This window comes from Bacteroides mucinivorans (assembly GCF_034654355.2).
Taxonomy (GTDB): Bacteria; Bacteroidota; Bacteroidia; order Bacteroidales; family Bacteroidaceae; genus Bacteroides; species Bacteroides nordii.
Genome location: NZ_CP178179.1, coordinates 177,659 through 193,075, shown reverse-complemented (window position 1 = coordinate 193,075; position 15,417 = coordinate 177,659). Strand labels below are relative to the sequence as shown.

Genomic DNA, 15,417 nt, shown 5'->3' with positions numbered 1-15,417 from the left:
GTTCAACACAAATGCTGTTCTACAATTTCAAAATACCTCTCTATCTGATCCAACATTTCTTTATGTGGAATAAATACATAATTCAAACTCATTTTTTCATCTAAAACAAAGAAATAAGGACTATTCAAATCTTCCACAGGAACATACAACGAATTGACCTGAAAGAATCTCCAATCCTCCTGATCTATTTCTTTTTTAAATTCCTTCAAGAATTTTTTGTTCGTATAGGTGACTAAAAAAACAACTTGTTTAATATTTACTTTTTTTAGTAAAGGTTTTATAGCCTCAATGCAAGCTTGACAATTCAATTGAGAAAATCTTATAACCAATGTCTTCTCTTTCACAATATCGCTCAAAATATACTCTTTACTTTCATTCTCAACAAGTAAAATCTCAGAATCTAAAATAAGCCCTTCATTTTGAAAGCACAATTTCATATCCTCTTTCAGAACAGAAAGAGCAAAATCCTTAGCACTTTTTTCTGAATCATAATACTGCTGAAGTTCCTTGATCATTTTTTGAAGTTCACATTGCTTTCGCATTTGTCTATAATATTGATATGTCCCCAAAAGACATATCAATATTAATAAACCTATTATTTTTTCTCTCATTGTTTCAAATTTTGAATAAAGATAATTGGATTCATTTCTTCTGTTTTCCAATTACACCAATTTTTAAAACGTTGTCGAAGATCTTCCGAATAAAAACTAACATCATTAAATTGCTCCTCCTTAAAATATGAAGCATAGTCAGCCGAATAACACTGAATAATTTTTTCGTCTTGAATGATGTAGCCATTTCTTGACGACTGTAAAAGAAGATTTCCCATTTTTTTATTAACGACCTTCTTAGCAGTTCGTATATTACCTAATTTTTTATCGTAAATAGTAGTATAATCATTTTCTGAATCTGCATATAATAAAAAGAGATAAGCTTTTGACTGATATACTCTTTCAATTCCCGTTACATAATTCTCTCGAATAGCCGCTTGCAAAGCTTTTCTTCCATCTCTACCAATCAATCCTTCAGGAAGATTTTTTTTACCAAAATCAATCCAATATGAAGGATATGCATCTTCATTTTTTACAGTATAAAGAGTATTATAAGGCCAATAGTAAATAAGAGCCTCATCTTCCAGTTGAGTATAGTAGGCATCAACAGCCCATCCTTGATTATCTTGTACTTTTTCAAAAGGAAGATACATATCATATTCATCTGAGTTTGCCAGGTCAATTGAAAATAAATGAAAATAACCACTTTCAGAAGAACTGTCGTTATTTACCAAATAAAGTTTATTTCCCATTTCAAACATATCTACTCCCCAAATAGGTGATATGTCTTTATCACGTACAAACTCTCCCGAAGTAGCATTGTAGAAGAAAAGACGATTCATCATGTGATCAAATATCACAATATCTTGATCATGTACAGCAAAACTAGTTATATTTACATACTCTCCAGGACCATTACCTGGAGAGTTAATTTTTGTCGCCAACTTACCAGTTATGTCAAAAACAAAAACACTTTTACTCAGATTATCAGCAATATAAATTATGCTATCTTGATAAATTAATTTAGTTACTTCACCAATCAAACAATTCGCATGAGTTTCCAAAGGTATCATCAGAACACTATCTTCCACCATTGAGGAATAATCAAATTCATCAATTACCTTATCCCAATCTACCTTAATTGCCGTTAAGCTGTTTTCATCATATTTATTACGACTTTCCGTACAACCCATAAGAAAAAGCACAAAAAAAAGAAATATATGTTTCATACTAATTCGTTTGTTGACAACTATACGCAGTACATCCACCACCTTTATTAGGACAAATTTCAACTAAACCAGTAATTCGAGTTGACTCCCAGCCTGCAACGCCCCCAAGTGAATTCTCTGAAATCGTTACAGTTCCATTTACATGTTCATTACGATACAAGGTACATTTTTTAGGTTGCCCCAATAGATGCTTATAAAAGAATCTTCCTGAACCTTCATTATTACTTTCTGGATTATTATCTTCCGGATTACTATTCTCCGGGTTATTATCTCCAGCATTACCATCCCCGCCTTCATCATTACTAAGAGTTCTAATAGAAGCCATTGACAAATCATAAGAATGATTTGTATCCAATACTATTTTCACATTCACAATTGCTACAGTAAATAGTGTAGCCAATAAAATACAACTTTTCACTTTCCGTTTCATAAAATTTAATATTTAGTTAATAATAAGTGTATCCAATAATGCTTTCATTTCTAAACGCATCTCATCTATTGATTTAGAATATACTTTAGGAGTCTTTGTCAATACTATAGAAGCCATATTGCCAGCTTTTTCTTTATCAAGAAAATCCAACTTCATATAGAGCTTAGCCAACAAATAATAAGGATAAATACGTCCAGGTAACACATTAACAGACAAATTAAAACTATTCTCTGCCTCTAAAAAATCGCCCATATCTTGAAAGTTACAACCTCGAATATTATGTAACATTGGATCATTACAAATCAATAATGCCCGATCCAATATCTTATTAGCATCGCTCTTTTTCTGTTGAGAAGTAAGACATTTAGCATAATCCAAAAGAAACTTTGAATTATGATTCAATTCTCCATAAAGTCTACTATATCCTATTCTTGCTGCATCTAAGGTCCCGTTTGCACGTAAAATACCAGTATAATACCATCGTTCATTCAAATTCTTCAAATCACGTAGCGAATAGGATATACTAACACTACCTAACAAAATACTAAACGAAAGAAAAAATAACTTAGGCCAAGCCATCTCATATGGTACTCGCTTCGTCATATAAACGGAAGTACAAATAGCATAAAAAAAAATGTCAACTACGCCAAAAGATAAGATCTGAAAAGGATAAGATGATAGCGAAAACACAAATAAAGATAATAAAGCGCCACAAATGCCACACTCTTTTACACATATCCCTTTCCTCAAAATCAAAATAAAAAATATAAGAAAAAGTATCAACAATAGTACTCCCCCTTCTATACCCATTTGCAAACACTCATTAAAAGCATACTCAGGAGAGCCCGCTACATACTCTTCTAATTCTGTATAATTACCGGAAGCAAAGTAAGTGGATTGTGCCCGACCATATACGGAAGGAAAACTACCAGGTCCATACCCTAATATCGGCCGTTCCAGAATAGCAGTAATAGTAGTCTTCCAAATAAAGATACGCCCTGAAGCCGAAGCTGATTTTATCTGAAATAACAGAAAAAAGCTAAATAATAGAATTCCCAAAGCTAACAAAGAATATAATGCCAGCATATAAGGATGCTTTCTTGCATATTGCTTTAGCGCATTGATCCAATTTAAACGTACCGCCAATAGCCACAAACAACTTACAAATACTGCCAACCATGCCGAGCGACTCATTCCAGCCGGAATAATACTCAACATCAAAAAGAGAGCTAAATAGCAAAAATAACGAGGAAAACCTTTAGACAGCAATAAACGATCAAGGCATAAAGGAATAATCATAGCAATATAACCGGAATAAGGTCCCGGGTTATAAAAAGGACCTGTTATAGAAAACAGAGCGTGATTAGATTTCTGACAACCATAAAGTTGGAGTAATCCCCAAATAGCAAACAAAGCTCCTACTCCAATAAGGCTAAAAATAAAGCAAGACTTTAGATTTAAAGAACTCGAGAATATGATTCGTGTAGCAAACCATAATAGTAATAATAAGAAAGCATAAATTATCTTCCAGTTAGCCAGTTGAAGTTGATAATCATAACGGGCAGCATAATAAGCAACTATTATAACAAGTAGAGCATCAATTTTAGAAAACCGAAAATAACTTTTACCTATAATAGATAAAAATAGCGAAATGGCAGAAACTAAACCAATACTTAGCGACAAAGGTAAGAGCTGAAAATAGTTGTCATTCATTTTAAATGGGAAGAATGTACTACACAATGTAGCACAAAAAACCAAGACAATCAAAAACATGAATGCAACATATTTTAAATGTAAATTATTATGAGAAAGCACTTCACTAACCTTATAATCAAAAATAGTTTTCATAGCTTCGATTTTTTAATAAAACTATACTCACAAAGGAGTTCTAACGTTACAAAGAAAGATGAAAAGTATTGAAAACATGTATACAACAGTGCCAAAACTGTCTGAATATACAAGAAAACATAGACGGAGACAGTTTTGTCCAAATCAATTTCAGTAAATATTGCTTTTCGTGATATTATTCAACATTTTGTCTAAAAATGTGATATAGAAAGGAAACACTTTTTTGTTATAAGTACTGATTCTAAATTAGTATACTATATAAATACGAATTTATTGAAACACAAATGAATGCAGATTTTCGCGAATTAGAAATCCTTTTCTAAATATACGTTTCAATAACATTTTCATTTATTTCCTATTATCGTTTTTATGTCTGTGCGCATTTCCTCAACAGCCTTAGAGGGTACTTTAGGAGATTTATTCAAAACGATATCAACCATTTTCATAGCCTCTTCCTTTTTAAAGAAAGACGGAGACAAATAAAGTTTCGCTAACAAATAATAGGGATATATACGTCCCGGTAACAAATTAATAGAACGCATAAAATATTTCTCAGCATTTTCGTAATCTCTCATTTGCCGGTAGTTCTTTCCTATTACATTCAAAATGGCAGGATCACAACTATACAAAGAAGCCTCCTGCAATATTTCATTTGAGTATTTATATTCTTCCAATTTATGTAAACAAAGTCCATACTCAAACAAGAAGAGAGCTTTCTTTCTCAAAACCGGATATAACTTCTCATAATCCTCTTTTGCTGCAGAGTATGCTCCAACATCATATCGAGCTTTAGCATCTTCCCACCTTATAGATTCTTTATATGTATTTGTGTTCAACCAATATCCTCCTAAAAGTCCTATAAACACAGCAAAAAGACTCCAACCTTTCCAAGAATTATCTAAAACGCAGGAGACCAATAAGATAATTAAAGTTATTACAAAAACAGGAAATTGCATCGGATATGAGGAAAAAGCGAAAACCATTAATGAAATAAGACTTCCACAAATACCTATTCTTTTTTTCGTCCAACCACTATAAAAACAATAAGCCAATAGCGACAATATACCTATCAAAAAAGGTATACCACCTTCCAACGCAACCTGTATATATTCATTAAAAGCATATTTAGGATTTCCAGCCACTAATTCTTCCCAATCAGCATACATTCCTTGGGCAAAATATTTTTCTTGCGTAATACCATAAGTTCTGGCAAAACTATTATACCCATAGCCCGTTAAGGGTTGCTCTAAAATAGCAAGGCTGCTTATTTTCCACATGAAAAACCTCCCATTTGCAGAATTTTTCTTCAAGAGAAAACAAGCAACTATAATAATACAAAAGCAGATTGCTGCAAGAAATGCCATTTTATAAAACTTTCTTTTATTCAACAACCATACTTGCTTACATCTATCCACCCATAAATAATGAATAGACAATATCCACCCTCCGGCAACAATCACTGCCATCCATGCAGAACGGCTCATTCCTGCAGGAAGAACACAAAGGATCAGCAACAAAACAACCAATGAGAAATAGAAGCAAGCATTATCTACCCATTTTTTTTCTTTTACTGATCTGAAGTATAAATATTCGTTCAAACAAACAGGAAATACCATGGCTAAATAACCAGAATAGGGACCCGGATTATAAAAAGTACCTGTAATAGAGTATAAATAATGATTTGAAAAAGTGACCCCCAATATTTGACATATTCCCCAAACAGCTTCGATTCCTCCCAACAGAATGAGTTCCCATTTTATTATACAATAGAAAACCATTCCCAAATTATTTCCACTAAAAAATAATTTCGCAAACAATGCACCTATCATAAATAGAATCCCCGCTCCTCCCAACCACATCCACTGACCAGACATCTCACCCACAGGGATTCCTGAAAATGACAAACATCCGACCATTAATAAAGAAAACGTCGAAATTGACAGTAAGGCAACACTAACTAAATTATTCCATTGCATAAATTTATCTTTGTAGACCATGTTTACTATTAGGAAAAATAGATTATGATCACTTAAACACCCATTTATTGACAATCATAACTTGCTCATTAAAGTCCATATTTTTGTATTGCATTGGACAATCATCAAATTGATATTCATCTGTGAGTATTGTTACCAATGTGTTAGGTAGATTGGAAGACATTGGAGTTCCTAAAGAAATATAACCGGGAAAATCTATCAGAGGTTTCTTAAATACACTTATTTCCTTTGTCTTTTTTAGATACAAAGAAAAAACTCCAGTATGATTAGAGAGCGCCCACAATGAAAATATATAATTACTTGCATTAAGTGTTACTATAGAATAATCATACTCTTCTTTTACATTAAAAATCTGATCAATACCTTTAAAATCACCCAACATCTTCATTGTAGATCTTTGCTGAAATACTTTATCAAGCGTATGCTTATGTACATCAAAAGAATAATAAGAACCAGTAGGTGGCTCATAAATTCCAATTGAACCATCTTCCATCACAGACAAAGTGTTCCAATCAGAATTACAATATGGATATATCTCCTCATTTGCATATAGCACCTCGGCCTTTTCCCCTTTCTCATTCATAATCCATATTCCCCGATTATTTTTTGAAGTCTCTATTCGGTGACACAAAAAGCCACCGCTTGGCAAGTACGCAATATTATCGTATACTAAACTAAATGAAAAGGGAATGACATTTATAAAGTTTCCTTCCGAAGTATAACTCAAAATTCTACGTGTACCAAGATCGCTAACAAAAATAGTATCACCTCCTAAAAAGCAAGATTTAATAGAAATAAATTCCCCTGGGCCGTTTCCCATATTTCCCACTATATTTAAAAATCGTCCGCTATTATTAAAACGAAAAATTTTCTCTTGTTTTCTATCAACAACATAAATGTTTGTATCGGCAAATAATACCTGAGAAGTAACACCGAAGAAGAATGTTTTTGGCAACTCTAATCTAATAGAAATTACTGTATCAATAAATGATGACATAGGAACATCTTCTTTAGGATTAGAAAAATCTATTTCAATAATAGATACATCTTTTTCATACTTACATTTTTTATCACATGAAAAAAAAATTAAGATAGAAAACATTATAAAAAGTCCAATCAAACGCATCATATTCTTTTATGTTTTTACAATAGTTAGGAGAATATAACTAAAATATTCTCCTAACGTCAATAAATGATATTAACAATCAGATAACCCTTTAGCGCATCCACTATATTTACTTTCATCATCTATACAACAAGGAACTTCCGTTGGATACATGTAACCGCCTATATACACTTTTTTAGAACTCAATCTACGATATGGAACTAAAGTTTCATCCATATGATCATGCCCCATTTCCGGATTAGTAGGTTTATCTACATTCTCCGGATCAGTAGGTCCATCCGTATGTTCCGGATCAGAGAACGCTTCTATATTTTCCAACAACAACTCTGACATCTTTTGATCTTTCTGATATGTATATCCAGCAATAAATAATACTATTAAGGAATAAAATGCAATTTTCATTTTTTTACTTTTTTACAATTAATAATCCTCCTATATATATCACGCACTTTTCTATTAGAAATCGGATCGCCAACACATATAATTTTATTCTTTTTATCAAGTAAAAACACATGGGATGTTTTTGGAGGAACATCATTCAAACTCCTTATTTCTAAACTATTATCGATACACACAGGAGTCACGAAATTAGAACTTCTAAGGACCGTATATACTTCTCTAACAGATATTGGACTCATAATAAACAATAAAGATATGGTTTCGCAAGTAGAAGAATCAACATCCGCTATAAAACGTTGCCAATCATCAATTCTAAGTTGACAACCAATACATGCTGAAGAATCAACAAGAGCTAATATTTTATATTGAGAATTCTGAAATTTATAATTCACAATATCTTTTCCATATTTACGAAAAATCATACTATCCGGAAAAACAAATGTTTTTCCATACCATCGTTTCACATATTTATCAGCTTTAGTCTCTCCACCAAGACTAAAAAACAAAAAGCAGACCAATAATCCGAGTGTAAAAACGATCACACCCAATCTTTTCTTTAAACTAATTATATTCATATTGTCCCATAAAAAACAGAAAAACGCCATATATAAGAACTTTCATTTCTCTCATTTAACACATCGTTTAAGTTTGCATAATTGAAGCCCCTCCCCTGACTAAAGAAAAATTAATACTCATTCATTTCACACTCATACAGTTAAATATAACTATATCAACTCTACGTACAGCCAAATTCACAATACCAATATATTCTCTCATATCCTTTACTTAGCAGACAAACTTTAGTTACATTTTTTTTCGACAAATCAAAACAATAGATTTTATGAAATTCCATTTTTATGATTAAAAACAGTAATAAACCTATAATAAAAAGCATCCCTCATAACTTAGATATTTAATTAGAATTGTACGCACAAAGGAATTTTTACGTTACAAACGTAGGTGAAAAGTATTTAAAATATGTACGCAATAGCGCCAAAACTGTCTGTTTATACAAGAAAACATAAATGAATACAGTTTTGTCTGAATAAATTTCAATAAATATCACTTTCCATGATGTTATCTAATATTTTATCGAAAAAATACGAGATACAAAAGCTACATTTTTTGTAGTACTAAATAATATCGCTAACAAACCATTGTATGCTATTTACAGTTCGGTAGCTCAGCAATAACGATATGATAGGGATTGCATTTAGCAGAATCCAGAAATTGTAGTTATTTCAGAAATACAAATAGGGCGAAAGGAGAGGTAAAGGAGAGTCTTATAGATTGAAAATATGCTACATACGCGCCCTTAACCAGCACGCTAATAATCAATGTATTACAAAATCTATTTTTTCTCTACGAAGATCGAGTCGTTTCTCTACGGAGATCGGGTCGTTTCTCGTAGAGCATCGAGGCGATCTTCGTAGAGAAACGAAATGAAAGTTTGCATATTTAACAACAGGTATAAAGGGTGAAGAAAACAGCCTCGCCTTGTTGTAACGAAAAAGGAAACCGGATAGAGATATAAACACCCTTAAAATAATCTTTCAATAAATATAGTTTAGATCATCAGTAATGGATAATTGAATAAAGCCTAAATCAGGCTCTACTTTTTGAATGTATATCGAATGATAATCGGATTACTATCCTGATTTACAGAATCATATCTTTTCTTGTTGTCTTCATCTAATAAATCCGGATTTATAAATCGATCTAAAGCCTCCGAAGAAACAATAGAATATGCAAACGACTCATCTAATATTTTGGGAGCTGCAATATCAACTTCTTTAAATCGGTTACAAACGACAGGATATTGATAAAAAAGTTTATATATCTTATTTTTTAAGCAAAACTGGGTAACATAATATCGCGAATTTTCACAATAAGTGATAAAAATAGAATAGAATTACTTAAACACCCATTTGTTGACAATCATAACCCGCTCATTAAACTCCAGATTCTTGTATTGCTTCGGACAATCATCAAATTGATATTCATCCGTCAATATGGTTACTAATGTATTAGGTAGATTAGAAGACTTCATCGTTCCTAAAGAAAAATAACCGGGAAAATCCACTAAAGGTTTCTTAAAGATTGTCATCTTTTTTGCCTCTTTAGAATATAGAGAAAATACTCCGGAAGTGTAACCGGGCAAAACCCACAACGAGAAAATATAATTGTCAGTATTAAGTATTATAGAACAGTTTGAATACTCTTCTTTGAGACCAATCGTACTATCAATACCTTTAAAATCACCCAGCATTTTCGCATTTGCTCTCAACTGTATCACTTTTTTTAATGAATGATCTTTCGTATTAAAAGAGTAATAGTTTCCGGTAGGAGGTTCGTAGATACCAATTAGTCCGCCTCCAAGTATAGATAAGGTGTTCCAACTACTATGAATATAAGGATAAACATCTTCATTTGCATACACTACCTCTGACTTTTCACCTTTTTTATTCATAATCCAAATTCCACGGTTATTTTTTGCAGGCGCTAACCGATGACATAAAAACTCCCCATTCGGCAAATATACAATATCCTCATATACAAAGCTAAACGGAAATGAAATCACATTTATAAAATTTCCCTCCTGAGTATAACTAAATATCCTCCGAGTATCAAGATCACTTACAAACACAGTATCTCCATTCAAGAAACAAGAACTACACGAAGAAAATTCTCCCGGCCCATTTCCAAGTTTTCCTATCATATTTAGAAAATTTCCTTGACTATTAAAACGGAATATTATTTCTTGTTTACTATCATGAACATAGATATTTGTATCGGCAAACAAAACATCTGCAGTAACACCAAAAAACAAAGGTTTTGGCAACTCTAATCTAACCGAAATTAAAGTGTCAATAAATGACGATACCGGCACTTCTTCAACTGGATTAAATAAATCCACCTCAACAACAGGAAAAATATCTTTCTCATTATTTCTATCCTTACAGGATACAGATACCATCACACCCAGTATTACTATAACAACCTTGATCAGAATTCTCATATTTTATTTATTTTTTAATGATTAAGAAAATACTTTTTAAAGCACCCTCTTAATCACAATATAGAGCAAAATAATTCGCACAACCAATATTAATAAGTCTACTCTCTCCCAAAAGAGTTGATGCTACAAAGAAACATAAAGTATATTCAAAAGATGTATACAACAGTGCCAAAACTGTCTGTTTCTGTAAGAAAGCATAAACTACAACAGTTTTATCCGAATTAATTCAAACAGTTCACACCTTCTATTAAATTATCCAATATTTTTCTCACAATAAAATGATAACTCCAACCTCTTAATCTGATTTAATGATTATCTAATTGAAATGCTGTCTTGTTATAATATATATACTGATATAGCTTTTAAACGATCTACACCGTAATCCGTGAAAGAGATCGACTAACGCTTTTCAAAAGATTCTCATCTAAAACTTCTATAATAAAAATGAAGGATTCTTGTCCTTTGTAAATAGAAAAAGAACACTGTTGAAATGTATATATTTGCAACAATAAAGTATATTAGAATTAAATAATTGAAACATAATATATTGTGTGATTACCACTTGATTTCTGATTATAAAACATCCGGATGTTATCAATAAAAACATCCGGGTGTTCCACTCAAGAACATCCCCATGTTTCAGAGCACAACATGGGGATGTTTTCAACTCTCATCTTTGTAGATAATAGATGAAGAAAGCAAACGATCTATAGAGAGAAAGTACGTTATGATTACGTATAAGAAAGTATATGTTTAGAAGAAATAGATATTCTATCAAAACACTTGCATTTTCAATGTTTATAGCAATACGAATACCTAAAATTAATACCTATCGCAAAAACTTCGGAATTCATTTTGCAGGTATGGTTAAACAGTTTTTTATTTATAAAACAAAAAGAAACTAAGCAGCATAAACAATCCAATAAAAAATATTACCTTTGAGAAATCCTTTTAAAAAGATACTATGATTAGGGTACCTTTCTATAAAATCATTCGCTGGAGTATTGTGTTAATTATGGTATTTCAGGTAAATTTAGTATCCGGTCAAATTCCTGTGATACCAGTTCCTCAGCATGTTGAGATGAATCGATATGATAATTTATACCAAAACCCTCATTCGAATATCCTTAATATAATATCGTCTTCCCATTCTACTTTCATTCAAAAGCAAAAAGAATCTATAATACGTGAAGTGGAAGAGAATGAACGCAAACGAGTTGCAATAAATAAACAATATATCCTTCGGGAATATCTGAAATCAAATTCAATTCCCCTACCTAATTTTTCGGAAACGCCTGGTACGGAATACTTTCACAGTGCCCGTAAAGAAATTCTCGAAATGCTGGAAGGGAAAAAGGCAATGAGCTTAAAGCGCGCCGTATTCATCACAGAAAATGCCTTCTTCCAGAATAAAATGAAATATGAAGAATTTGATACAGCTATTCAAAATTTGAAACATATCTGTTTATTAAAAATGCAAGAGGAAAAACTTGATATGAATGACGAACTAGCAAAGCTGATGATGGTATTTCGCATCCTGTCAGAGGTTGTTGAAATAAAAGAGCCTGGTACTGAGAAGACAATTGTCCATCATCCGATAAAATATGATTTTGATGATTACAATGCTAAAAATAATGCAGGTAACTATATGATATCGAAATTACTGAGTCAAAATACCGGTCAATGTCACTCGATGCCTTTGTTGTTTCTGATCCTTGCAGAAGAGATGGGTACGGAAGCTTTCTGGTGTTTTTCACCGAGTCACTCTTTTATTAAATTCAAAGATAAACAAGGCCGATGGTATAACATAGAACTCACGCAAGGCGCCGTAGTTACGGATGATTTCTACATGAACAGTGGTTTTATCAAATCCAAAGCTATTCAAACCGGTATTTATCTGAAGCCTTTGACATCCAAACAAACGATTGCTCATATGCTCAATGATTTGTCTTTCTATTATATTTCACGTTATGACTATGATCATTTTGTAGATGAAAATAGTGATTTAGTATTACACTATGCTCCTTCCGACTTAACAGCTTATCAATTACAGGCAAATATCTGTACTGCACAGGCAATCTACGTAATCAATGCTTGTGGCAGACCACCTAAGGAACGGCTACCAGAATATCCACAAGCATATCGTTTATTTAAACGTATGCTCCAGTCTTATGAAAAAATAGACAGTTTGGGCTATGAGGATATGCCGGCCGAAATGTATCATAATTGGTTAAAACAATTGGATAAAGCTAAGACATTACCTGAAAATCAAGCTTCACCAGTCATTCAAATCAAAAAATAGATGCGTATGAGACGAATTACCACTTTATTGTTACTTCTGTTTATATCTCTGACAGGATATGCGCAAAATCCTTTTGCTACTTACGGCTACGAACCTAAGATGGCTACCTTAAGTAATGGGCGTTTTGACGAATTTCATGACAAGGATCAAATTGTAGAAATTGGTTCTGTCAGATTCAATACAAAGACGAATAAAATAGTTGGAATGATTGAACCGGACGCTTTAAATTCCACAATGGAAGTTCAAACGGTTAGTCGGTTTATTTCAATAGATCCTCATGCAGAAAGGTACTATTCAATAAGTCCATATGCATACTGTAATAATAATCCTATACGAATAATTGATCCTAATGGACAAGATGGTTGGGATGTTGTTGTAGGCTATGGAATCGGTCTCGTTACAAACATTATACCTGGTAGTGGTGGATTAAGAGATCGTTATACCCCTAATGATCCTTCTGATTATAATAATGCATTACAAGGAGTAGATAATGCATCTATATTAGTAGGAGAAGGAATGATAAAGACAGGAGGCGGCGGGATGGTTTTAGGAGGAGCGGCTGTAACAGTTGGTGTTGCAGTCAGTGCTGGTAGCGGTGGTACTCTAGCTATTGGTGGACTACCGGTAGCAGGAGTAGGAGCAACTTTGATTCAAGCTGGTGCGACAACGGTAACTACTGGTGTTATTCTAATGTCCAATGGAACGCAAAATCAGGATGCTGGATATAATAGGGGACGAGGAAGTAACCATTTGAAACCTAGTTCAGAAGCTACAGGAGATCATTCTAGCTTTAGACGTGGTTCTGATGGAAAAATATCCAATACTGCCACTTATAAAGTGAATGATAAGAATCCAACAGGTTTTGATGAGGTTAAAAGAGTGGATGTAGAGGGAGGTAGTCATCGAACTAGAACAGGAGTAGAAGTACCAACTCCCCATGTTCATGAAGGAAAAAATGTACGTCCTGCGACACCTGAAGAATTACCTAGAAAATAAATATTATGCACAAAAAAATAGATTTTAGAGAATTGGATCTACATGATTGTAAAGTTTATGCCTGGGGAATTCTTCCCGAAAGCAATAAATTATTAATGGATGTAGATTGGATAATTTCAACAGAATTACAATATGAAAACTTTCATTTTCATATCTCTCCATCTACTTTTGTCTTTTCCAATGTTTGGGATATAGACATAGATATTGTAATGAATATGGATCTGATTATTGATAGCATGGAAATAATTTCGGAACAGAAACCCCGAAATATATCAGTTCTGTCAAAAGATACTAAAGAGTATACTTATAGGATTAACTTTATGGAAGGTAGTTTTACTTTCAAAAGTATTGATTTTACTATTGTTCAACGAAAAAAAGAATTAAAAACTACGATTACTAATCTTACTAATGATGAAAGAGCTGGGATTTCTCTATCAATGGAGGGGTGTATATACCAAGTGAGCTTATAATAAAGATTTAAATATATTTTAATGCTAAAAATGAAGTTATTTATATGCTTTTTGCTTATAACAAGTAATCTGTTTACACAAGTAGATCGTTTTTATTATACCAGTTATAATAACATCGACTCAATCTTGTCTGGTAAAAAAGAATATAGTTTGAAAGAAGCCATTTTCGCTGTTGAAAATGCTTATTTCGAAGGGAGATTAAATCGTGAAGATTTCGAACATGAATTACAACAGTTTGTCTCTTTCGCTAAGTCACTTTCCACTAATAATTTAATCAGTTATAATCATACAGATTTTCCTTCAGTCAACATCCATGCTGCTATCTTTCGGATGATGACAGATACAATTCCTATATATATTTCTGACACCACAGTATTATATCATTTACCTTTTCAATATAATTTTGATGATTATGCAGGGAAAAGAGAATGGAGTAATATGTTTGTTTCTACGTTAATGACTACCCATAAAGGCAATTGCCACTCATTACCTCTGTTTTATAAACTACTAACTGAAGAAATAGGTGAAAAATCCTGGTTAGCATTAGCTCCTAATCATGCTTATATTAAATTACAGAACCAAGCTAACGGATGGTATAATGTAGAACTGACTTCCGGCCAGTTTCCTACAGATGTATGGATAAAAGCCTCCGGATATATCCATACTGACGCTATCCGAAATGGTATTTATATGGATACACTCTCTTTAAAATCGACAATCGCTGTTTGTATGACCGACTTAGCAGAAGGCTATAAACACAAGTTCGCCCCTGACTACGATCCAGAATTTATACTGAAATGTTGTAATCGCACACTGGAGGTATTTCCCAATTACATGAATGCATTACTGCTTAAAGCTGAAACATTGTTTGATATCTATACGAGAACTAAAAGGGAAGAATACTATCAAGATGCAGAGGTGCTCTACTCATATATCCATCAGTTAGGTTACCGTAAAATGCCGGAAAAGATGTATCTGGAATGGCTGCAATCATTAAAGAAATATAAATAATAAGAAAACTATATTTGTGTTATACTTCACCGATTTCGT

General features: G+C 32.6%; 13 protein-coding genes and 1 pseudogene. 5 read left to right on the top strand and 9 right to left on the bottom strand.

The window, feature by feature from the left end:
• Nucleotides 1-2 precede the first annotated feature (2 nt).
• The 8 genes from VCM39_RS00625 to VCM39_RS00590 all read right to left on the bottom strand — a co-directional run bounded on the left by VCM39_RS00625 (nt 3) and on the right by VCM39_RS00590 (nt 8,155).
• The gene (locus VCM39_RS00625; protein WP_322932360.1) at nt 3-611 is read right to left on the bottom strand and encodes a hypothetical protein; all 609 of its coding nucleotides are present in this window, start codon (nt 609-611) and stop codon (nt 3-5) included.
• The gene (locus tag VCM39_RS00620; protein WP_322932359.1) at nt 608-1,780 is read right to left on the bottom strand and encodes a 6-bladed beta-propeller; all 1,173 of its coding nucleotides are present in this window, start codon (nt 1,778-1,780) and stop codon (nt 608-610) included. Before VCM39_RS00620 ends, VCM39_RS00625 begins: the two co-directional genes overlap by 4 nt.
• A gap of 1 nt (nt 1,781) precedes the next feature.
• Entirely contained in the window at nt 1,782-2,210 is a 429-nt protein-coding gene (locus VCM39_RS00615) for a hypothetical protein (protein ID WP_322932358.1), read from the bottom strand.
• A 12-nt stretch (nt 2,211-2,222) separates the two neighbouring features.
• Nucleotides 2,223-4,058: an O-antigen ligase family protein gene (locus VCM39_RS00610; protein ID WP_322932357.1), complete on the bottom strand. Its 1,836-nt coding sequence runs from the start codon at nt 4,056-4,058 to the stop codon at nt 2,223-2,225.
• Nucleotides 4,059-4,402: 344 nt separating this feature from the next.
• The gene (locus VCM39_RS00605; RefSeq protein WP_322932356.1) at nt 4,403-6,055 is read right to left on the bottom strand and encodes an O-antigen ligase family protein; all 1,653 of its coding nucleotides are present in this window, start codon (nt 6,053-6,055) and stop codon (nt 4,403-4,405) included.
• Between the two features lie 28 nt (nt 6,056-6,083).
• Nucleotides 6,084-7,184: a 6-bladed beta-propeller gene (locus tag VCM39_RS00600; protein WP_322932355.1), complete on the bottom strand. Its 1,101-nt coding sequence runs from the start codon at nt 7,182-7,184 to the stop codon at nt 6,084-6,086.
• Nucleotides 7,185-7,253: 69 nt separating this feature from the next.
• Nucleotides 7,254-7,583 carry a hypothetical protein gene (locus VCM39_RS00595; protein ID WP_322932354.1) on the bottom strand — a complete coding sequence of 110 codons (330 nt, stop codon included), beginning with the start codon at nt 7,581-7,583 and terminating at the stop codon, nt 7,254-7,256.
• On the bottom strand, nt 7,580-8,155 hold the full coding sequence (locus VCM39_RS00590) for a hypothetical protein (protein ID WP_322932353.1): 576 nt from the start codon (nt 8,153-8,155) through the stop codon (nt 7,580-7,582). Before VCM39_RS00590 ends, VCM39_RS00595 begins: the two co-directional genes overlap by 4 nt.
• A 162-nt stretch (nt 8,156-8,317) precedes the next feature.
• Here VCM39_RS00590 and VCM39_RS00585 point away from each other — a divergent pair.
• Nucleotides 8,318-8,416: pseudogene (locus VCM39_RS00585) on the top strand (hypothetical protein); the annotation flags it as partial.
• A gap of 1,076 nt (nt 8,417-9,492) precedes the next feature.
• Here VCM39_RS00585 and VCM39_RS00580 read toward each other — a convergent pair.
• Nucleotides 9,493-10,599, bottom strand: a complete 1,107-nt coding sequence (locus tag VCM39_RS00580; RefSeq protein ID WP_303071738.1) for a 6-bladed beta-propeller — start codon at nt 10,597-10,599, stop codon at nt 9,493-9,495.
• 1,015 nt (nt 10,600-11,614) lie between these two features.
• Between VCM39_RS00580 and VCM39_RS00575 the strand changes: the two genes are divergently transcribed.
• The 4 genes from VCM39_RS00575 to VCM39_RS00560 are packed head-to-tail and all read left to right on the top strand — an operon-like array spanning nt 11,615 to nt 15,378.
• Entirely contained in the window at nt 11,615-12,901 is a 1,287-nt protein-coding gene (locus VCM39_RS00575; RefSeq protein ID WP_413544818.1) for a hypothetical protein, read from the top strand.
• Nucleotides 12,902-12,907: 6 nt separating this feature from the next.
• Nucleotides 12,908-13,897 carry an RHS repeat-associated core domain-containing protein gene (locus VCM39_RS00570; protein ID WP_322932352.1) on the top strand — a complete coding sequence of 330 codons (990 nt, stop codon included), beginning with the start codon at nt 12,908-12,910 and terminating at the stop codon, nt 13,895-13,897.
• A 5-nt stretch (nt 13,898-13,902) separates the two neighbouring features.
• A complete protein-coding gene (locus tag VCM39_RS00565) occupies nt 13,903-14,367 on the top strand; it encodes a hypothetical protein (RefSeq protein WP_322932351.1) in 465 nt (154 codons plus the stop codon).
• 30 nt (nt 14,368-14,397) lie between these two features.
• Entirely contained in the window at nt 14,398-15,378 is a 981-nt protein-coding gene (locus tag VCM39_RS00560) for a hypothetical protein (RefSeq protein ID WP_322932350.1), read from the top strand.
• Nucleotides 15,379-15,417 lie beyond the last annotated feature (39 nt).